General features: G+C 67.9%; 16 protein-coding genes. 3 read left to right on the top strand and 13 right to left on the bottom strand.

The genetic code is table 11. The features are described 5' to 3' along the window. Window positions 1-326: 326 nt before the first annotated feature. From ABL843_RS01445 to ABL843_RS01435, 3 genes are read left to right on the top strand one after another with little or no spacing between them, the layout of a single operon-like run. Window positions 327-626 (top strand): TssQ family T6SS-associated lipoprotein, encoded by a 300-nt coding sequence (locus tag ABL843_RS01445; RefSeq protein ID WP_311737037.1) that lies wholly within the window; start codon window positions 327-329, stop codon window positions 624-626. Between the two features lie 58 nt (window positions 627-684). After that, the gene (gene tagH / locus ABL843_RS01440) at window positions 685-2,739 is read left to right on the top strand and encodes a type VI secretion system-associated FHA domain protein TagH (protein WP_418118728.1); all 2,055 of its coding nucleotides are present in this window, start codon (window positions 685-687) and stop codon (window positions 2,737-2,739) included. Beyond that, window positions 2,732-3,556: a PP2C family protein-serine/threonine phosphatase gene (locus ABL843_RS01435; protein ID WP_126022478.1), complete on the top strand. Its 825-nt coding sequence runs from the start codon at window positions 2,732-2,734 to the stop codon at window positions 3,554-3,556. Before tagH ends, ABL843_RS01435 begins: the two co-directional genes overlap by 8 nt. Window positions 3,557-3,566: 10 nt before the next feature. Here the strand turns inward: ABL843_RS01435 and ABL843_RS01430 are convergent, their stop codons facing one another. From ABL843_RS01430 to ABL843_RS01370, 13 genes are all read right to left on the bottom strand, one after another. After that, complete coding sequence (locus ABL843_RS01430) at window positions 3,567-3,950, bottom strand: DUF4150 domain-containing protein (protein WP_126022479.1); 384 nt, start codon at window positions 3,948-3,950, stop codon at window positions 3,567-3,569. Between the two features lie 43 nt (window positions 3,951-3,993). Then, window positions 3,994-4,692 (bottom strand): DUF3540 domain-containing protein, encoded by a 699-nt coding sequence (locus ABL843_RS01425; protein ID WP_418118727.1) that lies wholly within the window; start codon window positions 4,690-4,692, stop codon window positions 3,994-3,996. Then, window positions 4,689-5,777: a pentapeptide repeat-containing protein gene (locus ABL843_RS01420; protein WP_418118726.1), complete on the bottom strand. Its 1,089-nt coding sequence runs from the start codon at window positions 5,775-5,777 to the stop codon at window positions 4,689-4,691. The genes ABL843_RS01425 and ABL843_RS01420 overlap by 4 nt, the downstream gene beginning before the upstream one ends. Further along, on the bottom strand, window positions 5,774-8,440 hold the full coding sequence (locus ABL843_RS01415; protein WP_418118725.1) for a DUF2169 family type VI secretion system accessory protein: 2,667 nt from the start codon (window positions 8,438-8,440) through the stop codon (window positions 5,774-5,776). Before ABL843_RS01415 ends, ABL843_RS01420 begins: the two co-directional genes overlap by 4 nt. Continuing rightward, window positions 8,440-8,874, bottom strand: coding sequence for a hypothetical protein (locus ABL843_RS01410; protein WP_126022481.1), 435 nt, complete (start codon window positions 8,872-8,874; stop codon window positions 8,440-8,442). Before ABL843_RS01410 ends, ABL843_RS01415 begins: the two co-directional genes overlap by 1 nt. Window positions 8,875-8,923: 49 nt before the next feature. Next, complete coding sequence (locus tag ABL843_RS01405) at window positions 8,924-11,251, bottom strand: type VI secretion system Vgr family protein (protein ID WP_418118724.1); 2,328 nt, start codon at window positions 11,249-11,251, stop codon at window positions 8,924-8,926. A 39-nt stretch (window positions 11,252-11,290) separates the two neighbouring features. Next, complete coding sequence (locus ABL843_RS01400; RefSeq protein WP_184640466.1) at window positions 11,291-13,624, bottom strand: type VI secretion system Vgr family protein; 2,334 nt, start codon at window positions 13,622-13,624, stop codon at window positions 11,291-11,293. 84 nt (window positions 13,625-13,708) lie between these two features. Further along, on the bottom strand, window positions 13,709-16,051 hold the full coding sequence (locus tag ABL843_RS01395; RefSeq protein ID WP_418118723.1) for a type VI secretion system Vgr family protein: 2,343 nt from the start codon (window positions 16,049-16,051) through the stop codon (window positions 13,709-13,711). A gap of 23 nt (window positions 16,052-16,074) precedes the next feature. After that, window positions 16,075-18,825, bottom strand: a complete 2,751-nt coding sequence (tssH, locus tag ABL843_RS01390) for a type VI secretion system ATPase TssH (RefSeq protein ID WP_418118722.1) — start codon at window positions 18,823-18,825, stop codon at window positions 16,075-16,077. 124 nt (window positions 18,826-18,949) lie between these two features. After that, entirely contained in the window at window positions 18,950-20,200 is a 1,251-nt protein-coding gene (gene tssG, locus ABL843_RS01385; protein ID WP_418118721.1) for a type VI secretion system baseplate subunit TssG, read from the bottom strand. After that, window positions 20,197-22,068 (bottom strand): type VI secretion system baseplate subunit TssF, encoded by a 1,872-nt coding sequence (gene tssF / locus ABL843_RS01380; RefSeq protein ID WP_418118720.1) that lies wholly within the window; start codon window positions 22,066-22,068, stop codon window positions 20,197-20,199. Before tssF ends, tssG begins: the two co-directional genes overlap by 4 nt. After that, window positions 22,068-22,595, bottom strand: coding sequence for a type VI secretion system baseplate subunit TssE (gene tssE / locus ABL843_RS01375; RefSeq protein ID WP_126022556.1), 528 nt, complete (start codon window positions 22,593-22,595; stop codon window positions 22,068-22,070). Before tssE ends, tssF begins: the two co-directional genes overlap by 1 nt. 8 nt (window positions 22,596-22,603) lie before the next feature. Further along, window positions 22,604-23,467 (bottom strand): type VI secretion system accessory protein TagJ, encoded by an 864-nt coding sequence (locus tag ABL843_RS01370; RefSeq protein WP_418118719.1) that lies wholly within the window; start codon window positions 23,465-23,467, stop codon window positions 22,604-22,606. Between the last annotated feature and the right edge of the window lie 122 nt (window positions 23,468-23,589).

The raw sequence follows: 23,589 nt of genomic DNA, 5'->3' as shown, positions 1-23,589 counted from the left end.
CGATGCGCATCCGCTGATGAGGCCCGCAAACAACGGTGTGGTTGCGAGTGCGCCTTGTAGCAAGCTTCGTCGATGCATTGAAATCTCCCGAGGGTTCGCGGCTTATATTATCGAAGTCATGCGCCCTTACGATGGCGCATGGCGTGCATGTCGCGACTGAGCGGCACACTATCTCAAGCATTGCCTTTTCATTGCCCTTTGCAAGGTAGGAGAGAAGATTGAAGTCATGTCTGCCTGCTCTGGCGTTAGCTCTTCTTGCGGTCGCCGGTTGCACGACCACACCGCCGCCGGAGCCCGCGCCCCAACCCGAACGACTGAGCCAGCAAGTGGCGCGCACCACGCTCGAGAAGGCGCAACAGGCGTATGACGAAGGCGACTATGCCAAGGCACTCAGCACGCTCAAGAGCGGCGGCGTCTCGGTGTTCGAAGCCGCGGAGCCGGCCACACGCCTCGATGCGATGAAGCTCGAGGCCTTCAGCTACTGCGTGGCCAACCAGATCCCCGAATGCCGGCTGCAGTTCCGCAAGATCCTCGATGCGTTCCCGACCTTCGAGCTCAACGTGGCGGAGCGCAAGCATCCGGTGTGGGGCCCCGCGTTCGAGGCCGCCAAGCGAATGAAGCGTTGATGAAGAACATCGCGGCCGCACCGGCACTGCGGCGCGAGAAGACCAACACGGAGAAGCCATGCGTTGGACAGTGATCGAACACGCAGGCAGGCCGGTGGCCACGGGCCCCTCGGCATTGCTCGCCGCGCCCGGAGGAACGATCGGACGCAGCCCCGACAACAATCTTGTGCTGCCTGACGAGCAGCGCCAGATCTCGCGCCTGCAGGCCACCGTGCGCTTCGACGACGATGGCGCCGCGGTGCTGCGCAACATGAGCGCGGTGCTGCCCATCAGCGTGAACGGACGCCCGCTCGCGCACGAGCAGGAATCGCGCGTGGCCGATGGCGACCGGGTGACGATCGGCAGCTATGTGCTGGAGGCCTCGAGCGCTCAGCATGCCGCACGCCCTGTTGCACCACCACCCCCGCCCTTTCCCCCGCCACCGGCAGCGGCGCCGGCTCAGTACATGCCACCGCCGCCGATGGCCGCGCCACCGATATCGGCAGCAGGCCCCATCGACGCGCTGCTTCCGTCTTCCGGCGCATCCGACGTCTTCTCCGACCTGTTCGGCGAAGGGGCCCTGCCCATCGGAGACACGCAGCCCACGGTGGCAATGCCATCGCCGCCGCGCCAGGCGGTGCCGGCGCCGCCGCCACCTGCTGCTTTCGCCCCGTCGCCACCCAGCCCGGCTTTTGTTCCACCGCTGCAGCAGCAATACCAGCAGCCGCCTGCGCCCGCACCCGCGCCTCAGCCCGATCCCTGGGCGACGCTTTCGCAATCGACTCCGCCCACGCAGAGCCCGGGCACGAACGCCAGCTCGTCGCAGATGCCCTCCGCGGCCGACTGGGACGCCATCCTCGCCAACGCACCGCGCCGTGTCGACACAACGCCCGCGCCGATGCCCGACCCGATGGCGCACGAGCCCTTCGAGCTGCCGTCGCAGGCACGCCGCAATCCGGTCGACCCGCTCGCCGAGCTGAATCCCGACGCGACCAGGGACATGTCTGACGTTGCGCTCAAGCGCGGCGTCGATCCACTGTCCTTCTTCGCGTCCGACGAGAGCGCGCATTCGCCGCTCTCCGACCCGCGCCCCACGGCACTGACCCATACCGATCCGCTGCTGCCGGGCGACACGCACCCGGCGGTCGACCTGCTGCACAACAACAGGCCGGCCCCACCGGGCTACAGTCATTCGAACCATGCGCGCGAAGTGGCGGCGCAGTTCCGTCCGCCGAATCCTGTGGCGATGCCGGCACCTGCGCCGGCACCTGTCGTCGAGCCGCCGCGAGTGGAAGCAACGCCCCCGCCTCCCTCGCCTCCGCCCGCGCCGGTTCCGCCCCCACCACCTCCGCCGCCCTCTCCTCCCGCGCCACCGCCTGCGCCCGTGATGCAGGAGACAAGACCCGAGCCGCCCCTCTTTACGGAGCCGCCGCCGGTGGCAGAACCTGTCCCGGCACCCGAAGCGGCGACGTCAGCACCCTCGCCAGCAAGCACGCCGCAGCCCGGGACAGCAGCGCTTCCATCGTCGTCATCGGAAGCCCTCTTCAGGGCTTTCCTCGAGGGCGCCGGCGTTCCGGAAGTCGCCGGCCAGCAGCCGCTCGACATCGAAGCCATGCAGCGGCTCGGCCGCATCATGCGTGCCTTCACCGACGGCACCATCGAACTGCTGTCTTCGCGCGCCATGCTCAAGCGCGAGGTGCGCGCCGAGATCACGATGATCGTGGACGAGGAGAACAACCCCTTCAAGATCCTGCCCAATGGCCGCGCCGTGCTGATGCAGATGTTCGGTGCGCGCATGCCCGGCTTCCTGCCGCCCGAGGCCGCCGTGCACGACGCGCTTGGCGACCTGCAGTCGCACCAGCTCGGCATGGTCGCGGGCATGCGCGCCGCGCTGCTCACGCTGCTCAAGCGCTTCGACCCCGCCGCTCTCAGCCGCGACACCCCTCACGACGGCAGCCTCGGCGAGAAGCTGCTGCCTGGCGGCCGCGAAGCGCGCCTGTGGCGCGAGCTGCAGCAGCTGCACACCGAGACCACGGCGGCCGTCGAGGACGACTTCCAGGCCGTGTTCGGCCGGGCCTTCCAGCAGGCCTACGACAAGGAGATGGAACGGCTGAAGGAGATGCGCCGTGCTTGAAGCCACACGCTCTTCCTCGTCCTCCTCCTCGTTCGCCGTGCCGATCTCGACCTCGCAGTTCTCCTGCGTCGGCGAGCGCAGCGGCAACCAGGACGCCATCGGCTACCACCTCGACGAACGCAACGGCTGCTTCGTGGTGAGCGACGGTGTCGGCGGCAACGCGGGCGGCGAGCTGGCCTCGCGCATCGCGGTCGACACCGCACTCGACACCTTCGTCGCTGCGCCCTCGCTGGCGGCCGACAACATCCAGCGCTGCGTGAAGGCGGCGAACGACGCCATCCTTGCCAAGCAGCGCGAGCTGACCGAGCAGAGCCGCATGAGCGCGACCTTCGTGTCGCTGTTCGTCGACCGCATCACCAACCAGGCCTGCTGGGCGCACGTGGGCGACAGCCGCCTCTACTGGTTCCGCCGCGGCGCGCTGATGCAGCGCACGGAGGACCACAGCCTGTCGGAACGCTCGGGCGATGCGGCCGCGAGCCATCAGAACGGCGGCGAGCGGCTGGTGAAAACCAATCTGCTGTACCGCGCGCTCGGTGCGCGCGCGACCGCCGAGGCCACCATCACCGCGCCGCAGCGGCTGGCCGATGGTGATGCATTCCTGCTTTGCACCGATGGGCTTTGGCAGCTGATCTCGCAGCAGGTGATGGAGCGCTCGCTGCAGCTGGCCGACAGCGCGGAGGAATGGCTGGCACTGATCCGCCGCGCGGCGGAAGCCAAGGCCGATGATTCGCAGGACAACTATTCGGCGCTGGCGGTGTGGGTGGGGTTTCCGCAGCAGGTGACGCTGGCGGGCGCAGCGTCGCCGCGCAACGGCTGAGCCTCTCGCCTCAGGCCGCCAGCACGAGGATCTTGGGCTGGCTCGGCACGATGCGCATGCCGAAGGCGTTGCCGCCGTTCTGGCGCGTGAGGCTGGTCACGCGTGTCTGCGGCGAGCCCTTGATGCGCAGCGTGAACGCGCCGATGGTGTGCCGCGACTCCGACATCACGCGCGGCACCACGACGCCCAGGCCCACGCCGGCGTTGTCGCCGTTGGTCAGCGGGGTTGTGGTCGCGAGGTTGTGCGCGGGCGTGCACAGGTAGAGGATGTTCCAGGCCTTCGGAATGGCGGTGCATCCCAGCGCGAAGTTCGGCCACGGAATGGGAACTACGGGCGATTTGCAGACATCGGGAAATGCGATGTCGATGCCCATGAGCTGGCAGTTGGCAAACATGCGGATTCTCCTTTGCGGGTTCTTTGCGGCTTCCGGAATGCGGTCAGCCCATGTGGATCTGCTTGGCGTCTGCCTTGACGAGATCGCGCGCCGTGATCACGGTGTTCTTGCCGTGCAGCCGGGTCATCTCGCTGGCGCGGTAGTCGATCTGGCCGGCCTGCACCTGGTCGATGCCTTCGGTCATGCGGAAGGCGCTCTTGCTCAGCTGCACCAGGCGGTCAACCACGACCTCGTACACACGCCCGATCACCCGCATGCTGAACACGGTCGCCCGTGCTTCCTCGCCGCTGTAGTCGAGCCGGCCGATGCGGCAGCGCGCCTCGTCCGCGTCGATCTCGAGTTGCGGCCCGCTCAATGTGGTGCCATGGCCTGCCCGCAGGCTCAGCTGCGTGGCGCTTTCCATGCTGACCGCCCCACGGGCCGAGGCGAGCATCAGGTCGCCATCGACTTCGACGCGCGCCACGCCGGGCTGGGCCTGCTCGGCCACCGCGGTGAGATAAAGGCGGCGTTCGTCGGGCCCGCTGACCAGCACCATGTCGCCGATCTCCGGACGCAGCAGGCAGCTGGCAGCGCGCAGGCAGCGCAGCACCCGGCCGTCGCTCTCGACGCCGTAGATGCCGCCCGGCAGCACCGAGGCGACCACGCCCAGCGCGTTGACCACCCCGCCCGCCGCAGCCGCAGGCGGCGGGCCCTCGACGGCCGCGGCGGGCCTGTGTGTTGTTCTCAGCGAAGCGACTGTCATGAGGAACCTCGTTTCGTCGTCGTCAATGGTTCGAAGCGGCGGCGCGCGGAAAACTCCTCGGCCGCGAAGAGTTCGGGCTCATTCGCCAGCAGGCCGCCCGGGTCGGGAATGCGCGTGCCTTCGAGCAGCGCACGGTGCACCTTGGTGCGCATCAGCGTAGCACCGTGGAAGTCGGCGTCGTGCAGGTCCGCGTAGGAGAAATCCGCATACGTGAGCCGGGCCTGCGTGAAGCGGGCCTCGCCGCAGCGCGCGCGGTGGAAGATGCATTGCTCCAGGTCGGCCGAGGAGAAATCGGCCTTCTCCAGCTTTGCGTCGATCCAGATGCTCTGCGTGAAGACGCCGGCCGTGCAGGCCGCGCCCGCGAACTGCACGAACGGAAAGAGGCACTGCTGCGCCTGGACGCGCCGCAGGTTGGCGCCTTCCATCAGGGCACCTTTGAAGTTGCAGCGCGCGAGCGATGCGCCTTCGAAGTCGCAGTGCCGAAGATCGGCGTCGGTGAACTGGCATGACTCGAAGCGCAGCCCGCGCAGCACCTGCCCCGACAGGTCGCACTCCGTGAAGATGGCCTTGTCGAAGTCGCAGCCGGCGAACACAGCGGTGCGCAGGTCGGCCTGGTAGAAGGTCGCCTTCGGCAGCGCAGTGCCCGTGAAATCGGTTCGCTCGAGCGTGCAGCCGTAGAAGATCAGCGATTCCGACACGGCACCGCGCAAGGACGCGCCATCGAGCGCGCAGTGATCGAAGCTGGCAACGCCGGCATCCACGCGCTGCATGCTCGCGCCCGACAGGTCGCAGCGATGGAAGGTCACGTCCCGGAGCACGGCATCGTCCAGCCCGGCGTCCGCCGCCTCGCAGGCATTGAAGACGCAGTCGGCCAAGTTGGAGGAGCCGAGGGCGGCGCCCTCGAACCGGCATTCGTCGAACACGCTCCCCTCCAGATTGGCGCCCTCCAGTTCGACGCCGGTGAAGTCGCTGTGCGCGAACAATCCGCCGGAGAGGTCGAGCCCGCGCAGGTCGAGGCCGCGCAGCGACCGCTCCCTGATCTCCTGTCCGCCCTTGACCATGGCCTGCAATCGCGTGGGTGTCATGCGGTCTTCTCTTCGGGCTTGCGCCGTGGCACCGTCTTGACCTGCTCGGTGTAGGCCTCGTCGAAGCGGGTCGTATCGTCGATCAGGCACTGCCCGAGGTCGGCCTGGAACAGGTTGGCCCGAAGGAAGTCGGCCGAAACCAGCACGGCCTTGTCGAGGTTCGCGGCAATGAGGTTGATGTCCACCAGCGAAGCCGCGGTGAGGTCGGTACGAACGAACATGCAGTTCATGGCGTCCGCACGGTGCAGCACGGCGCCGCGCATCGATGCGTTCGAGAAGTCGCTGTTGTCCAGCTTCGCCTGCGTGAAGTCGGCTTCGTCGAGCCGCGCGTCGCGCAGGCTGCAGTCGACCAGCGAAGCATCGCGGAAGCAGGCATGCCGCAGCACCGCCTCGCCCACGAAGCAGGTGCTGTCGATCCGCGCTGCCGAGAAGTCGATGCCGCCATCGCAGCGGGTGTCGGTCCAGTCGCAGGTCTCGAGCTGTGCGCCGATGAAGCTCAGCTCCTGTACCGCGCATTCGATCCACGATGCCTTGTACAGGCGCGCGCGGTCGAAGCGCACCACCCGCAGTTCGGTGCCGTCGTCGAAATCGACGGCCGAGAGCCTGGCATCCTCGAAGCTGCAGCCCTCGATGCGCGCCTGGCTCAGCACCAGGTTGTCCATGGCCGCTTCCGCAAAATCGCAGCCGCTCGCATGGAGCTGGTCGAGCGTGGCTCCGTCGAAGCGGGACCGGCTGAAGTCGGCCGATTCGGCATGCACAAGCGCCATGTTGGCCTTGGCGAAGTTCGCGCCCTGCAGCGAAGTGCGCACGAACCTGGCACGCACGAGCAGCGCCTGCGACATGTCGGCGTCGTCGAGGCAGCTGCCGGTGAAGTCCGCGCTTTCGAGCAGGGTCTCGTGCCAGCGCGTGCCCCGCAGGTCCATGCCGGAGAGATCGGCACCTGTCAGGTCCATGCCCGAAAAATCGCGCGAGCCCGCAAGGATGGAGGCGACCTGCTCGCGCACCCGTCGCGCCGCTTCCGAGGGCATGGGGTCGGCGGCGTCCTGGTATTGGGCCGTGCGCCGGTAGTTCGCGAGCAGCTTCTCGTCCGCCCCCTCGATCATCCGCTTCATCTGCGCCCTGGCTTCGGCCGTCATCGGGGTCGCCCCGCCCGCATGGTTGTCGCTCGCCATTCGCTCGACGCGCGGCCACATGTCGAAGCGCGGCGGGCCCTTGGGCTTCGTCGAGGCGGCCTCGGCGACGAACGTGGATGTGTCGAAGCCGGCCTTGCGCGACTCGGGGGCATTGGCCTTTGCCGCACGGTCGATTTCCTCGCGGGCCTCGTCGAGCTTGCGGCGCTGGTCGGCGATCGACTGGCGCATCTTCGCGATGAAGGCGGGCAGCTCGCGCAGCGTCGGCAAGGCTGGGTCGGCGGGCACGGCCTTCTCGTATTCGGAAGTGTCCACGCCGGCCGCGCGGGCCTTCGCGTCCAGCTCGGCACTCAGCTGCTTCGCGCGTGCCTGCATGTTGCGCTTGAGCGGACTCGGCGGCGGCATCGCCGCGTCGAGATCCGGCCACGGGCCGATGATGCGCTCCGGCATCAGCTGCTCGTCGCGCATGAAATAGAGCGCGCGGTCTTCCGACTCGCAGCGCGTGACCAGCGTCTCCCGGTAGCCTTCGAGCGGAAGCGGCGCCTCGACGCCCTCCTCGAGCGCAACCATCGCATGGCTGATGTCGGCCGCGTCGTCCTCGGCGATCGGCGTCACGCCGTGAAAGATCAGGGCCACGCGTTCCAAGTGCGGAAAGAACCAGGCCGTGCTCAAGGCGAGCGGAAAGTCCTCCAGCGCCGCGCCGTCCAACGGGCGCGGATGATGCGCGCCGCGGACCACGAAGCCGCGCACGCGCCAGTCGGGCAGGCGTCCCGACAGCACGGGATGCACCGGGTGCATGTTGACGATCTCGAACGCGGCGCCCTCGAGGCCGCCTTCCGCCGGGGTGAGCCACTGGTCTTCGGGCGCGACGTTGAAGTAGCGCCAATCCATGTCGGAGGCATAGCCGGGAAACAGGTGCTGCTTCCAATGCTCGTCGTAGTTGCGCCCGAGGCGCACCGCCCTCGAGGGACGGGTTTCGTCCAGGGCACCGAAGCCCGCGGGCGCGCGGACCTCGTCGGGCCGGTTCAGGCGCTGCGCAGGCAGTTCGATGTTCGGCAGGCGCCGCGTGCGAAGCCCGTTGACGACCTCGTCGTGCAGACCGATGCCGACGGGGTTTTCCGCATGCCCGGGTCCGCCGAAGGCATGGCGCCAGTCGATGGGCATCGCATCGAAGGGCTGCGGCGCGGTAGCCCGGCCGTCGAGCCAGAACCGGTCGCCCGATACGTGCAGCGTCTTGCGCCGGCCCTGCAGCTGCACCGAGACTGCGCACTGGGTCTTGTCCTGCTGGTGGTGCGTGTAGGCGTTGCCCGTGACGAGGAATTCGGGTCCGGCCTTGGGCATGCCCGCATCGAAGGCGAAGTCGTTGCCGAGCTCCGCGGCGAGGGTCTTCCAGATCTCGGGCTCAGGCACCAGGCGCGCGTCGGCGGCGAGGCCGTCCGCCATGGCGATCGCGGTCATCGAAAGCCAGTGGCGCTGGTCCTTCGGAAAGGGGCGGGTGAGCATGCTGACGCGCAGCGGCTTGATGATCTTCATCAGTCGGTACTGGGTATCTCGAGTTGCGTGCGATCTCGGTCGATCGCCACCTGAGGCGGCTCGTCGTCGGAATGGACCACGTGGACCTTGCGCCCCGCAGTGAAGTTGGCGATCAGCTCGGTGTCGATGAAGGTGCGCACGCTGGCGTCGCGGCGCTGGCCGGCGGCGTCGCTGAACGTCAGCCGCAGCTCCGCGGCGGCCATGTCGGCCGCATGACGCCCGCGCATGATGAGGCGGTCGGGCGGGCGCGCGATGCCGAGGATCTCGGCCTCGGTGCGCCGCCCATGGGCGCGCAGCTGCTCCCACAGCTTCTCCTCGCCGCGAAAGCGCGCGCTGGTGACCACGCTGCCGCCGATGAGCAGCACGGCCAGCACGACGGCGGCCAGCGCCACGAGGTCCCCGACGCTCATGCCGAGGATGTCGGCCCACTGCATGCGAGCATCCTTTCGATCCGGGGCATTGCGCAGCCGGGGGGCGCGCGCCTCATGTGTTGTTCTCCAGCCCGGTGCTGGTCGATTCGGTTCCGCCGGCGTTGGCGGTGACGACGCTCTTCTTCCTCTTCAGCGCCTTGAGCTTGGGCCTGTACTTGGCCTCCAGCCAGTTGACCCCGGAGATGTTCACGAACAGGCTCTGGATCAGCCAGTTGATGCCCGAGAACTGCATCTTGTTGCCATACCGGTCGAAGCTCCAGGCATAGGCGAGCGCCTGGCGCTTGGTGCCCTCCATCAGCATGCGCTGCCACCAGTTGTCGGTGTCGCCCTTCATGATCTGGGTGGGCGTGTTGTAGACGCTCACGGTCGCGTTGAGCTTGAAGTTCGTCACGTTGATCTCGGACGTCGTGCTGTTGTAGGTGATGTCGGGAGCGGTAACCGTCTTGGGGCCGGTGACCACCGTGTTGTCGGGACCGAGCACCAGCTTGCCGTCGATGGCATTGATGATCTCCACGCGGCCCGCGCACGTGATGCGGATGTCGGCACCTGTCACGAGGCGCAGCACCGCGCCATTGACGGTGACGATCACGTCGCCGTTGACGGTCTCGTCGATGCCGCCGGTGACCGTGCGCCGCTCGCCGCCGCTGATGATCTCGGTGGCGCCGCCGGTGATGGTGCGCTTCTCGCCGTCCGATACGCTTTCGATCGCGCCGCCGGTCACGGTGCGCGTCTCTCCGCCATCGATGGTCTCCACTGCGCCCTGCGTGATGTGGCGCTCCTCGCCGGACTCGAAGGTGGAAGACTCGTGACCCTTGATCAGCGTGGTGCGCGTGCCGCCGGTGGTGTGGGTCTCGTCGGCCTCGACCTCGGTGTCGAGGTTGCGCTGCGCATGCAGCAGCACCTGCTCGGCGCCCATCCTGTCCTCGAACACGATGGCGTTGGCGTCCGCGGGTGTGCCGCCGGGGGTCGAGCGCGACACGATGCCGCTCTTGGTGGCTTCCGCTGGCAGGTCGAAGGGCGGCATGCAATCGGTGTTGTAGACACGCCCGATCACGATGGGCCGGTCCACGCGCCCGCCGATGAAGTCGACCACCACCTCCTGGCCCACGCGCGGCACGTGCACCGTGCCGAAGCCGTCCCCGGCCCAAGCCTGCGACACGCGCACCCAGGCAGAGCTGTCCTTGTTGGACTGCCCCTGGCGGTCCCAGCGGAACTGCAGCTTCACGCGGCCGTACTCGTCGGTCCAGATTTCCTGTCCGGCCGGGCCGACCACGGTGGCAGTCTGCGGCCCGGTGGCTAGGGGCATCGGCGTGCCACGCGGCGCACGGAAAGGCAGGGCCGCGGGCTGCGCCACGAATCCGAAGCTGTAGCGGCCCCGGCCCTCGTCGCTCGCATAGCCGGCCTCGCGAAGGTCGTACGCCACCGACACCAGCAGGTATTCGCGGTTGTCGGCATCGCGCGGCGCGCCGCGCATCGTGAAGCGCCAGCCGGGCGCCATGCCGCGCACGGTGGCATGGCCGTCGCTGCGCTCCGACAGCGCCTGCGCCTCCTCGAGCCGCACGCGCGCGTAATGCTCGCCCTGGCCCGGCGCTGCGTAATCGCCCATCCACTCGTACATGTCGTGGCCATCCTGGCTCGCGCCGATCGGCAACTTCCGCACGCTGAACATGTCGGCCCTGGGCATGGTGAAGTTGAAGTCGCCCACCGCATAGCTGCCGGTGCGCAGCTCGGCGCTGGGCTGCCAGGCATCGACGACCTCGAGGTCGTCCCCGATCGGACGGTCGGCCGCGAAGAAGTCGATGCAGCCGTAGTCGGGCAACTCGTCATGGCCGGAGATGTCGTCGGCCATCACCAGCGTGTGCTGGTTCCTCTCGTGCTTGAAGTAGTAGTAGATTCCTTCGAGCTCCATCAACCGGCTGACGAACGCGAAGTCGGTCTCGTTGAACTGCGCGCAGTAGTCCCAGGCGCGGTAGTCGCCGCAGAGCCGGTTCTCGAACACGAAGCCGTAGGCGTCCAGCACCTCTGCAATGATCTGCACCGCGCTCTTGCCCTGGAACACGCGGCTGTTGCTCGCCCGGGTTAGATACCAGAGCCACGGACGCACCGTCGCGCGGTAGATGGTGTGGCGAGTCCTTCCGCCCTCGCGCCCCACCACGGTGAAGCGTGAGACATGGCCGTGCAGGAAGCGCGGGGCGCCCGCGGTCCGTATCTCGAGCGCGAGCGGCTTGCCCAGCAGGGACTTCGCATCGATCGAGGCGTTGGCGCTCAGCAACTCGACCTCGAACTCGAAGAGCTGCGACAGTCCCTCGCTGCCTCGCATCGAGCGAAACAGCAGCTGGTCGTCACCCAGCGGGGTATGGGCGCGGACGATTCTGTCCATGGCGGCTTTCCTTTCCTGCGGCTTCGGCGGATCGGCTCTTCACTTCCGGTTCGTGGCCTTGTTGAGGGTGAACTTGATGCCCGACGGCTGTGCGATCTTCAGCCCGAAGATGTGGCGCTCCTTCGTGAGGGTCTTCATCGCGATCGGCGCGTCGATGATGAACTGGAGGGACCAGTTCGCGAACACGACGTTGAGCATGGTGTTGGCCGCCGAGAGCTGCACCTTCGCGCCATAGACGTCGGTCGCCCGCAGGAAGAGCCGGAAGCGCTTGTAGGTGATGCCGTTCCACAGCTTGTAGAGCCACGACTGGTCCGCCGCATTGCTGGTCTGGCTCGGCGTGTTGAACACCGACACGTTCGCATTCAACGTGTAGTTGGTGGTGTTGATGATGTAGTTGGTGGCGTTGTAGGTCATCGTCGGCGCGGACACGGTCTTGGTGCCGGTCACCGTCGTCAGGTGCGGCCCTATCACTAGCTTGCCGTCGAGGGCATTGATGATCTCCAGCCGCCCGCTGCCCGTGATGCGGATGTCCGCACCCGTGACCAGCCGCACGGCCGTGCCGTTGACCACCAGCAGCACGTCGCCGTTGACGGTCTCGACGATGCCGTCGTTCACCGTGCGGGTCTCGCCGCCCGTGATGATCTCCGTCGCGCCGCCGGTGATGGTGCGCTTCTCGCCGTCGCTCACCGTCTCCGTCGCACCCCCCGTCACCGTGCGCTCCTCGCCGCCGTCGATGGTCTCCACCGCACCCGCGGTGATGTGCCGCTCCTCGCCCGACTCGTAGGTCGCCGACTCGTGCCCCTTGATCAGCGTGGTGCGCGTCGCACCCGTGGTATGCGTCTCGTCCGCCTCCACCTCGGTGTCCAGGTTGCGCTCGGCATGCAGCAGCACCTGCTCGGCGCCCATCGCGTCCTCGAACACCAGCGCATTCGCGTTCGCCGGCGAACCGCCCTTGCTCGAGCGCGTCACCACACCGCTCTTCGTCGCCTCGCCTGGCAGCGAGAACGGCGGCATCTGGTCGGCGTTGTACACGCGCCCCACGATCACCGGCCGGTCGACCCGCCCCCCGATGAAGTCCACCACCACCTCCTGGCCGATGCGCGGCGTGAACACGCCCCCGAAACGCTCCCCCGCCCAGATGTGCGACACCCGCACGAAGCGCGAGCTGTTCTCGTTGCGCTGCCCGTAGCGGTCCCAGTGGAACTGCACCTTCACTCGACCGTATTCGTCCGTCCAGATCTCTTCTCCCTCGGGCCCCACCACCGTTGCGGTCTGCGGCCCGGCCATGCGCGGCAGCGGCGTCTGGCGTGGCGCGCGAAAGGGCTTGTCCGCCGGCTGCACGACGAAGTCGAAGTCGTAATTGCCCTGCTGCGCACCGCTCGCATAGCCGCCTTCGCGCAGCGCGTACGACACGGCCACGACCAAGTAGTCCTGGTTGTCGTCGCCGCGCGGGGCGTTGCGCAGCGTGAACCTGCCGCCCGGCGCCATGCCGCGCACCGTGGAGCGGCCCGCGCTCCGCACTGCCAGCGATTGCGCCTCTTCCAGGCGCATGCGCGCATAGTGCTCGCCGTCGCCGGCGGACGGGTAGTCGCCGAGCCATTCGTACATCTCGTGGTCGGCGTTATCGTAGTCGCCAGGCTGGCTGCGCACGTTGATGAGGTCGCCCTTGGGCGTGGTGAAGTTGTAGTCGTCCACCACGTAGCGGCCGCTTCGCAGGTCCTCGGCGGGCTGCCACTCGCGGATCACTTCCATGTCTTCGGTGATGTCGCGGTCGGTGGCGAAATGGTCGATGCAGTCGTAGTCGGGCAGCGGCTCGTGCGCGCTCAGGTCGTCGGCGAGCACCAGCGTGTGCCGGCCGTTCTCGTGCCTGAAGTAGTAGTAGATGCCCTCGAGCTCCATGAGCCGGCTCACGAAGGCGAAGTCGCTCTCGTTGTACTGCGCGCAGTACTCCCACTGGCGGTAGCTGCCGCACAGCTTGTTCTCGACCGGAAAGCCGTAGCCGCCGAGCACCTCCTCGAGGATCTCCACCACCGTCCTGTCCTGGAAGATCTTGCAGTCGCTCGAACGCGTGAGATACCACAGCCAGGGCCGCACCGACGCCCGGTAGATGGTATGGCGCTCGGTGTCGCCCTCGCGGCCGATCGCGGAGAACTGCACCACATGGCCGTCCAGGAACCGCGGCTCCTGCCCGGCGGTGAGGATCTCGAGCGTCAACGGCTTTCCCAGCATCGACCTGAGGTCGACCGTGGGATTCCGGCTCAGAAGATCCACCTCGAACTCGTACAGCTGCGACAACCCCTCGGTGCCCCGCATCGAGCGGAACAGCAGCTGATCGTCCCCCAGGGGGGTATGCGCGCGTACGACTCTGGCCATGAATGTCTCCTTGTCCTCTTTCTGCTCCTGCCCTGCCCTTACGCCGGAAGCTGCCGGCGGATTCTTCTTAGAGCGCCCCGCGCCTCAGTTCGTGCGGACCCAGAATGCCCCGTAGGCCAGGCGCAGGGCGCCTTTCGACAGGTGCTTGCCCACGATCTTCAGGTCGGCGAACGCGATCTTCTTCTGCCAGATGTTCTCGTTGGAGTTGACCACCGCCATGTTGACGAAGAGCCCGTTGATCGAAGTGAAGGTCCCCACCGACAGCATCACCTTGACGGCATAGAAGTCGTAGGCCTGCGCCGTGAACTGGGACTTCTTGACCCACGACGCGTGATAGTTGGTCTCTCGCCAGTGGAAGTGGTCATCCGTGTTCACCGTGTGGTCCGGCACGTTGTAGACGATCACGTTGGCGTTCAGCGTGTAGTTGCTCGTGTTGAGCGTGTAGTTGGTCGAGTTGTGCACGATCGTGGGGGCGTCCACGATCTTGGGCCCGGTGACCACCGTGGTATCGGGACCGAGCACGATCTTGGTGTCGACGGCATTGACGATCTCGATGCGCCCGCCGCCCACGATGCGGATGTCCGAACCGCTCACGAGCCGGATCGTGCTGCCGTTCACCGTCAGCTGCACGCTGCCGTTGACGGTCTCGACGATGCCGTCGTTCACCGTGCGGGTCTCGCCGCCCGTGATGATCTCCGTCGCGCCGCCGGTGATGGTGCGCTTCTCGCCGTCGCTCACCGTCTCCGTCGCACCCCCCGTCACCGTGCGCTCCTCGCCGCCGTCGATGGTCTCCACCGCACCCGCGGTGATGTGCCGCTCCTCGCCCGACTCGTAGGTCGCCGACTCATGGCCCTTGATCAGCGTGGTGCGCGTCGCGCCCGTGGTGTGCGTCTCGTCCGCCTCCACCTCGGTGTCCAGGTTGCGCTCGGCATGCAGCAGCACCTGCTCGGCGCCCATTGCGTCCTCGAACACCAGCGCATTCGCGTTCGCCGGTGAACCGCCCTTGCTCGAGCGCGTCACCACACCGCTCTTCGTCGCCTCGCCTGGCAGCGAGAACGGCGGCATCTGGTCGGCGTTGTACACGCGCCCCACGATCACCGGCCGGTCGACCCGCCCCCCGATGAAGTCCACCACCACCTCCTGGCCGATGCGCGGCGTGAACACGCCCCCGAAACGCTCCCCCGCCCAGATGTGCGACACCCGCACGAAGCGCGAGCTGTTCTCGTTGCGCTGCCCGTAGCGGTCCCAGTGGAACTGCACCTTCACTCGACCGTATTCGTCCGTCCAGATCTCTTCTCCCTCGGGCCCCACCACCGTTGCGGTCTGCGGCCCGCCAGTGCGTGGCAGCGGCGTCTGGCGTGGCGCCCTGAACGGCAGCGTGGTGGGCTGCACCACGAAGTTGAAGTCGTACCCGCCCGATTCGGCGCCGGTTGCGTAGCCGCCTTCGCGCAAGGCATAGGACACGGCAACGATCAGGTGTTCCCGGTTGTCCTCACCGCGCGGCGAATTGCGCATCTTGAAGCTGTAGCCGGGGGCCATGCCGCGCACGGTGGCATGGCCGGCGCTGCGCTGCGCCAGGGCCTGCACTTCTTCAAGCCGCACTCGCGCGTAGTGCTCGCCGTCGCCGGGCGACGGATAGTCGCCCAGCCATTCGTAGATCTCGTGGTCGGCGTGATCGTGCTGCCTCGGCAGGGCCCGCACGTTCGACAGGTCGCCCTTGGGCGTGGTGAAGTTGAAGTCGTTCACGGTGTAGCTGCCCGAGCGGATCTCCTCGCTCGGCTGCCATTCGCGGATGACCTCCAGGTCCTCGTCGATGTCGCGGTCGGCCGCGAAGTAATCGATGGTCTCGTACCCAGGCATCGGCTGGTGCGCGCTCAGGTCGTCGGCAAGCACCAGCGTGTGCTGGTTCCTGTCGTGCTTGAAGTAGTAGTAGATGCCCTCGAGTTCCATGAGCCGGCTCACGAAGGCGAAGTCGCTCTCGTTGTACTGCACACAGTACTCCCACTGCCGGTAGTTCTCGCAGAGCTTGTTCTCGTAGGCGAAGCCGTAGTCGGAGAGCACCTCCTCGATGACTTCGACCACCGACTTGCCCTGGAAGATCTTGTTGTCGCTCGACCGCGTCAGGTACCAGAGCCACGGGCGCACGGTGGCGCGGTAGACCGTGTGACGCGAGGTGCCGCCTTCGCGCCCCACCGCGGCGAAGCGCACCACCTGGCCATTGAGAAAGCGCGGCGAACCGGCCACCGCCGTCTGGATCTCGAGCGCGAGCGGCTTGCCGAGCATTGCCTTCAGATCCAGCGACGCGCTCGGACTCAGCAGGTCGACCTCGAACTCGAAAAGCTGCGACAAACCCTCCGTGCCCCGCATCGAGCGGAACAGCAGCTGGCTCTCGTCCAGTGGCGTGTGGGCTCGAACGACTCTGGCCATGGGGGTTGTCTCCTTCTATTTTTTTACGCTTCGGAAAATTCGTAGCGGAAGTCGTCGTCCGCGGCGCTGAGCTGCACGCCGCTCAGCTTGCGCGCACTGACGGTGGCACCGATGACTTCCTCGCTCAGGCGCGGAAGGATGGTGTGCGTGAGGATCGCGTCGATCATCCGGCCGCCCGATTCGATGGCGGTGCAGCGGCGTGCGACGAGCTCGACGGCGCTGTCGTCGTAGGCCAGTGCGATGCCGTGGTTCGCCTGCAGGCGCGTCGCGATGCGATCGAGCTGGAGGCGGATGATGCGATGCAACGCCTCTGCGTGCAACGGGTAATAAGGCACTACAACGAGGCGGCCCAGCAGCGCGGGCGCGAACACCTTGAGCAGCGGCTCGCGCAGCGCGGCGGCCAGCGGCTCGGGGTCGGGGCGCAGGGTCGGGTCTTCGCACAGCTGCATGACCAGGTCGGTGCCGACGTTCGAGGTCATGATGATCACGGTGTTGCGGAAGTCGATGTGGCGGCCTTCGCCGTCTTCCATCCAGCCCTTGTCGAAGACCTGGAAGAAGATCTCGTGCACGTCGGTGTGCGCCTTCTCGATCTCGTCGAGCAGCACCACGCTGTAGGGCCTGCGGCGCACGGCTTCGGTAAGCACGCCGCCTTCGCCATAGCCCACGTAGCCGGGCGGCGCGCCCTTCAGCGTGGAGACGGTGTGCGACTCCTGGAACTCGCTCATGTTGATGGTGACGAGGTTCTGCTCGCCCCCGTACAGCGCTTCGGAGAGCGCCAGCGCCGTCTCGGTCTTGCCGACGCCCGAGGGGCCGCACAGCAGGAACACGCCGACGGGCTTGTTGGGGTTGTCCAGCCGCGCGCGCGCGGTGCGGATGCGGCGCGAGATGGTTTCCAGCGCATCGGGCTGCGCGACCACGCGCGCCGAGAGGATCTCGCCGAGCTTGAGCACCGATTGCGCGTCGTCGCGCACCATGCGGCCGATGGGAATGCCAGTCCAGTCGGCCACCACGGTGGCGACAGCCTGCGCATCGACGGCGGCGAGGATGAGCGGCGACTCGCCCTGCAGCTGCGAAAGCCTGTCCTGCGCTTCGTTGAGTTCGGCGCGAATTTCGTCGGGCGTGCGCTGGGGTTCGGCGGGAGGCGTATCGGGGTCCACGTCAGCATTGGCCGCGGCTTCGACATCCTCGGCGCCTTCCGCGTCCGATGCCTCGGCCTGAGCTTGCGGCACTGCCGCCGGCGAGAGCTGCTTGCGCAGCGCGACGATGCGCTCGACCAGCGCGCTTTCTTCCACGCGCCGCTTCTCCAGCACCTCGAGCTCGGCCTTCGCCTGCTCGACCTGCGCCGCGATGTCTTCCACGCGCTGGTGCTCGCCCACGCCGATGGCGGCCTCGCGCCCCGCGATGCCCGACTCGATGCCCAGCACCTCGATGCGGCGCTGCAGGTCTTCGATGGCGGCGGGCAGCGCGTGCTGGCTCAGCGCCACGCGCGCGCATGCGGTGTCGAGCAGGCTCACGGCCTTGTCGGGCAGCTGGCGCGCGGGAATGTAGCGGTGCGACAGGCTCACGGCCGCCTCGAGCGCGGCGTCGAGGATGAGCACGCCGTGATGCTTCTCGAGCTCGGCAGAGATGCCGCGCAGCATCAGCACCGCCTTGGGCTCGGTGGGCTCGTGCACCTGGATGGTCTGGAAGCGCCGCGTGAGCGCCGGGTCTTTCTCGATGTACTTCTTGTACTCCGACCAGGTGGTCGCGCCGATGGTGCGCAGCCGCCCGCGCGCGAGCGCGGGCTTGAGCAGGTTGGCCGCGTCGCCGGTGCCGGCCTGGCCGCCCGCGCCCACCAGCGTGTGCACCTCGTCGACGAAGAGCACGATCGGCTTCGGACTCTTCTCGACTTCGTCGATCACCTGGCGCAGCCGCTGTTCGAACTCGCCCTTCACGCCCGCGCCGGCCTGCAGCAGCGTGGGGTCGAGCACCCACAGCGACACGTCCTTCAGCGAGGGCGGCACGTCGCCCGCGGCGAGGCGCGAGGCCAGGCCTTCGACCACCGCCGTCTTGCCGACGCCGGCCTCGCCTGTGAGCAGCGGGTTGTTCTGGCGGCGGCGCATCAGGATGTCGATGATCTGGCGGATCTCGTCGTCGCGGCCATAGACCGGATCGAGCTCGCCCGCGCGCGCCTTGGCGGTGAGGTCGCTCGCGTACTTGGCGAGCGCGGAACCACCGGCTGCGGGGCCGTCGCCCTGCTGGTGCGCCGCGGCCGGCGCGCCGCCTGCTGCGCTGGCCGCTGCGGCATCGAAGTCGTCCTCGGGCGAGCCTTCGGTCCATGCGGCCAGCTGCGCCACCAGCACGTCGGGCACGATCTTGTCGAACTCGCGCGAGATGCCCGAGAGCACCTGCCGCAGCCCCGGCGTCTTGATGATGCCCGCGAGCAGGTAGGCGCCGCGGATCGAGGTGGCCTCGAAGCGCAGGCTCGCATAGACCCACGCGCGCTCCACGGCGTTGTCGACGTGCTCGGAGATGTCGCTGATCGACGTGGCGCCATGCGGCAGCCGGTCGAGGGCGCGCACCAGGTCCTGCTCGACCGCGTCGAGATTGAGCCCCGCGCGCCTGATGATGCGCAGCATGTCGCTGTCCTGCTGCTGCAGGATCTGGTGCAACCAGTGCACCAGCTCGACGTAGGCGTTGCCGCGCAGCTTGGCGAAGGCGGTGGCGGTCTCCAATGCCTTGTAGAGCATCGGATTGAGCTTCGAGAACAGGGAGACGCGGCGGATGTCGGTCATGGATTAAAGCTAACCCCCAGTCTTCGCGCACTTCGTGTCGCTACGCCAACCCCCTTGCAGGGGGCAACACCTGTGGCCCGGCAGAGCCGGTTCCACGGTGTTTCGCGAAAAGACCGTGATGTGGTCATGTCGTCGGCGTCTCGCGCGAAGTTGCGGAAGAGCGGGTAAGGAATGCATCGGTAGGAGCCGCCGATGCGGAACGGGAAAACAATGCTTCGGGCTGGAACAGCATGTCGCCAGCGTCGGTGTCGGACATGCGCGTGCCCAGCCAGCTGCCCCAGCCCAGCCGCTGGTTGCTGTTGAGCCGCATGCCGTGCGCGTCCTGCTTCTTGAGCACGAGCCGCAGCTCCCACGCGAACTCGATGCCGACGTACTGGCGCACCCAGTCGACCACCTGCTGCAGCCGCTTGCTGCCCGGCAGGAACTCGCGGTACTGCTCCTGCGAGAGCGGACCGAGTTCGAGGCGGAACTTGCTCTGCGCGTCGCGCACCGCGAGGCCGATGGTGGCGCCGCCTCCGAGCCGGTGGTTGCGCCCGAGCGTGCCGATGCGGCTGACCTGGCGCTCGTCGATCATCACCCAGTCGCTCACGAACTCGTCGATGCGCACCGGCACGTCGAAGTAGAGCCGCATGATCTGGATCAGCCCTTCGGGGTTGCGCGTCTGGCGAACGAGGTGGCCCGCCATGAAGGTGCGCGCATGGTCGGCGATGCGGTCGCGCTCCTTGAGGCCGGGCTGGCCCATGTTCATGAGGCTCGCGACGTAGTCGACGAAGCGGTGGCCATCGGTGCGGTCCAGGCTGTTGACCGACTGGGCGTCGGCCCAGGCCCGGTAGAACAGCAGGATGAGCCTGTGGTGGAACAGGTCGGCGAACGCGCTGATGGTGTTGTCGGCGTGGTGCCGCTTGCGCTCGCGCGCGTACTCCGTCAGGTGCAGCGGCAGCGGGCCGTTGGGGCCGAACAGGCCGAAGCCGTAGATCGAGATGCGCGGCGGCCCGTCGCTGTCGGCCTCGACGCCCGAGACGTTCGATGGCGCGAAGGCCATCGAGGGCTCCTGCCCGAGGCGCAGCGGCTCGTCGAGCGGGCGTGGCGCGCGGCCCAGCAGCGGATGGTCGTCCTGCGCGTCCAGGCGGCGCAGCAGCATGAAAAGGTCGTGCTCGAAGGGCTGCTCGAGCAGCCTGGCCCAGAGCTCCGGGTCGGCCTGCGCGATCCCGCGCGCGGGGGGCAGGCCTGCTCCTTGCGCGGACGCTTGGAGGACCTCGTGATCGACGGCGATCTCTGCCGCGTCCGGCACCACGCCCTGCGCATGTCCGGCCGAAGCGGCTTCCTGCTGCTCCTGGTGCTGCTGCACCGCGTCGGTGAAGCCCGTTTCGCTCATACGGCGGGGCGACGTCCCACGCGCGGGGTCCAGCGCGCGATTTCGCCGCGCTGCAGGCTGGCCAGCGCGAATTCCGTGAACGCGTTGAGCGACACGTGGCGGCTGAAGAACTGCTCCAGCACCGCGCCGAAGAGATACGGGCTCGCGCCCGAGAACGCGACCTCGTCGATCTTGAGCGCGATCTCCACGCCGCGGCCGAACACGATCGGGCCGGGCTCGGGCAGGCGGCGGAACACCGGCGCCAGCGCCATCGAGCGCACGCCCTGGATCTGGCGGCGCACCGAGGGGTCGGCGAGGTTGCCGTACAGGTCGAGCATCTCGCGCAGCGCGGCCGCGCCCTGCGTGGGGTCGACGTCTGTGAGGCTCAGGTAATTGAGGCCCAGGTGGCTGATGAGGCGCCAGGTGAGCGCGCCCTCGGCCAGCGCCGGGTAGGGCCGCGAAGGCCCGCGCAGGATGCGTATGGAGCGAACGGGCGCGGACACGCGCAGCGTGAAGTCGGATTCGAGCCCGGTCGGCAGCAGCAGCGGCAGGTCGCGGTTGGTGCACAGCGCGTCGAGCGTGATGTGGCGCAGGCTGTGCGGGAACGGCGCGTCGTGCTGGTCGACGAGCGACACATAGACCTCGCTGCCGGTGTAGCTGGTGCGCGTACCCTGCGCGCGCGCGCGGTCCGACACGAGGCGCGGTTCGCGGCGCAGCGAGAAGTAGGCGCCGAAGTCGCCATCGTCGGCCGCGAAGGAGCCGAGGAAGGGCCGGAATTCGCGCTCCTCCGAGCCGTTGGCCATGTGGCCGGTGACGCGCTCTACCGTGAAGATCTCGAAGTCGCGCGGACGCGTGCGGTCGATCACCGCATGGTGCTCGTGCTGGCCCGGCCCCACCGGAATGCGGTCGCTGCGGCGCGGCACGAGGTTGATGATGGGCGTGCAGAACAGCGAGAAATGCTTGGCGTCGACCAGGCGTTCGAGGTCGGCATCCGCGCGGTCGAGCAGGATCACAATTTCCATCGTCGTGCCGCCCATGGCCGCGACCGCCGCACGCAGCTTGTTCACGCTGAAGAACAGGTAGCGGTCGGGGAAGGCGAAGTACTCGTGCAGCAGGCGGTAGCCCTGGAACGAACGCGCGTCATAGGGCAGCAGCGCCTGGTCGGGCTCGAAGCCCTCGTGCCTGATGGCATCGTCACCCAGCGGCACGATGCGCGCCGTGGTGCCGGGCCCGCTGCGGCACACCACGCCGACGCTGTGGTGCGTCGAGAGTTCGAGCATGCGCAGCGCATGCAGCTCCGCGCCCGAGAGGAAGAATTCGAGCCGGTCCAGCGGCATGTCGGCAAAGCGCGCGCCGCCCACTGCTTCGAGCTTGATGGTGATGGCGCTCTTCGCCTGCCGGGCGACCATGGGCATCGCATGCGCGATCTCCGCCGGCACCGGCCCGATGCCGGCCTCGGCGATGCGGATGGGCCACAGCGTGACGGCATGGCCGGTGCGGAACTCGCAGGCCGTCTGCTCGCCCTTGATCATCCGGCCGCGCAGGATGGTGTGGCGCGGCAGTTCGTAGCCGGCCTTCAGCGAGCCTTCGTTGAGGTTGCCGTCGATCTGCACCACCGCCATGGCGGGCAGCGGTGCGAGGAAGTTGGGGTACACCACTTCGAGCAGCCGCTGCGAGAAGCGCGGGAACTCGGCGTCCATCTTGAGCTGGATGCGCGCGGTGAGGAAGCTGAAGCCTTCGAGCAGCCGCTCCACGTACGGGTCGCTGACCTCGATGCCTCGCATGCCGAGGCGGCCCGCGATCTTCGGGTAGCGCTGCGCGAACTCGGCCCCGAGCTCGTGCATGTAGGTGAGCTCGCGGTTGTAGTAGTCCAGCAGCCGGGCATCCATCAGAGGCCTCCGGTAGGCCGAAGGACCATGTGCCCGCTTTCGAGATCGAGTTCGGAACGCAGGATGAATTCGATGGGATACGGCACCGACCACAAGGTGCCGCGGATCTCCAGCGCGAGCAGGTTGTGGTGCTCGAGGTCGGTCGCATCGGTCACGCAGCGCACGTCGATGCTGTCTTTCATGATGCGCGGCTCGAAGTCGATGATGGCCGCGCGGATGGCGGCCTCGACATCGGCGAAGTCGACTTCGGACATGCGCCCGCCGGCCCAGCCGCGAACGCCGAAGTTCAGCACCGAGCGGCGCGCGCGCGGCATGGTGTTGATGTTGTGCTCGGCGCCGAAGTTGGTGGTGTTGAGCAGCCACTGCAGGTCGCGCAGCACCGAGTCGCGCAGCAGCCTGCCGCTCATGAGGAAGGCCCCCGCGCGCTCCTGTCGGGTCTGCGGCGCCTTGTCGGTGAGGCGGTCGAGCAGCACCGGCTGCAGGCGGTCGCGCGCGACGCTTTCCTGCTGGTCGCCGTCGGTGTCCATCATTCCGCTCATCCGGCGCTGCCCTCGCGCGAGATCTCGATGAGGCGCAGGTCGAGCAGCGAATGGTCGCCGGCCTCGCTGATCAGCGTGCGCTGGCCCAGGCCTGCGTACTGCTCTTCGCCGGCCAGCGGCAGCCAGTCGGTGCGGCGGCCCAGCGCGGCCTCGTCGTCGAGGCCCTCGAGCTGGCCCGGATAGCGCACCGGCACCAGGCCGTTGAGCGCGCGGCCGTCGTGCAGTTCGAATTCGGTGGGGGCCCACAGCAGGTCGACGAGGTGCTGCGGCCGGGAAAACTTGACGCGGCGCACTTCCGTCAGCGGCAGCCATGCGTAGCCCGAGGGCGTGAGCAACTCGAACACGGTACCGATGCGCACGTCGCCGTCGCAGAGCCATTCGAAATCGCTGTGCTGCACCGGCTCGCCATCAAGTGCCTGCGCGGCACGCGAATCGGAGCGGTCGACGCTGGTGAGCCTGCCATTCAGTGCGGGCGCGGCCTGCCGCGCGCTTTCGCGCAGGGCCGCGGCTTCCTCGGCACGATCCGCTGGCAGGGCTGCGGCGGCGATCAGCTGCTCGACCCATTCGGCATTGCCGCCGACGATGGCCGGAGCGCGTCCGCCCGACCAGAACTCGCTGCGGTGGCGTTCACCCGAAAGCGCCATCGAGCAGGTGACGCTGGCGGGCGTGAAAGTGGGATCCAGCTTGGTGGCGAGCTTGAGCTGGTCTTCGGCCCGCTGCCACTCTCCACGCAATGCGAGAAAGTGGCACAAGGCAAGACGCAAGCCTGCATTCTGGGGATTGGAGCGGATCTGCCGCTGTACCCATTCGGTGTGCTCGGCCACTGAGCGCTCGCCCAGTACTGCAAACCCATCGCCCATGAAGCTTCCTCGCTGACTTGCTGGCACGCGGCGCGAACGTTGAGAATGCCGCCGTGCGAAGGACGGCCGTGGAGGCCGTCGGGAAAAACGTCGCGGCCGGCCCGAAAGGCCGGCCGCGCATC

It is taken from the genome of Variovorax sp. 350MFTsu5.1 (genome assembly GCF_048302515.1).
In the GTDB taxonomy this organism is placed as follows: Bacteria; Pseudomonadota; Gammaproteobacteria; order Burkholderiales; family Burkholderiaceae_C; genus Variovorax; species Variovorax guangxiensis.
Note: the sequence above shows the minus strand (reverse complement) of the source record. Positions and strands in the feature narration are given on the sequence as shown.

What these genes read in the sequence shown, in the direction of transcription:
- tssF (WP_418118720.1), bottom strand. Translation starts at nt 22,068, where the DNA reads ATGGATGCCCGGCTGCTGGACTACTACAACCGCGAGCTCACCTACATG.
- ABL843_RS01415 (WP_418118725.1), bottom strand. Translation starts at nt 8,440, where the DNA reads ATGAAGATCATCAAGCCGCTGCGCGTCAGCATGCTCACCCGCCCCTTT.
- ABL843_RS01400 (WP_184640466.1), bottom strand. Translation starts at nt 13,624, where the DNA reads ATGGCCAGAGTCGTACGCGCGCATACCCCCCTGGGGGACGATCAGCTG.
- tssE (WP_126022556.1), bottom strand. Translation starts at nt 22,595, where the DNA reads ATGGACACCGACGGCGACCAGCAGGAAAGCGTCGCGCGCGACCGCCTG.
- ABL843_RS01430 (WP_126022479.1), bottom strand. Translation starts at nt 3,950, where the DNA reads ATGTTTGCCAACTGCCAGCTCATGGGCATCGACATCGCATTTCCCGAT.
- tssH (WP_418118722.1), bottom strand. Translation starts at nt 18,825, where the DNA reads ATGACCGACATCCGCCGCGTCTCCCTGTTCTCGAAGCTCAATCCGATG.
- ABL843_RS01410 (WP_126022481.1), bottom strand. Translation starts at nt 8,874, where the DNA reads ATGCAGTGGGCCGACATCCTCGGCATGAGCGTCGGGGACCTCGTGGCG.
- ABL843_RS01370 (WP_418118719.1), bottom strand. Translation starts at nt 23,467, where the DNA reads ATGGGCGATGGGTTTGCAGTACTGGGCGAGCGCTCAGTGGCCGAGCAC.
- tagH (WP_418118728.1), top strand. Translation starts at nt 685, where the DNA reads ATGCGTTGGACAGTGATCGAACACGCAGGCAGGCCGGTGGCCACGGGC.
- ABL843_RS01405 (WP_418118724.1), bottom strand. Translation starts at nt 11,251, where the DNA reads ATGGACAGAATCGTCCGCGCCCATACCCCGCTGGGTGACGACCAGCTG.
- ABL843_RS01420 (WP_418118726.1), bottom strand. Translation starts at nt 5,777, where the DNA reads ATGACACCCACGCGATTGCAGGCCATGGTCAAGGGCGGACAGGAGATC.
- tssG (WP_418118721.1), bottom strand. Translation starts at nt 20,200, where the DNA reads ATGAGCGAAACGGGCTTCACCGACGCGGTGCAGCAGCACCAGGAGCAG.
- ABL843_RS01395 (WP_418118723.1), bottom strand. Translation starts at nt 16,051, where the DNA reads ATGGCCAGAGTCGTTCGAGCCCACACGCCACTGGACGAGAGCCAGCTG.
- ABL843_RS01425 (WP_418118727.1), bottom strand. Translation starts at nt 4,692, where the DNA reads ATGACAGTCGCTTCGCTGAGAACAACACACAGGCCCGCCGCGGCCGTC.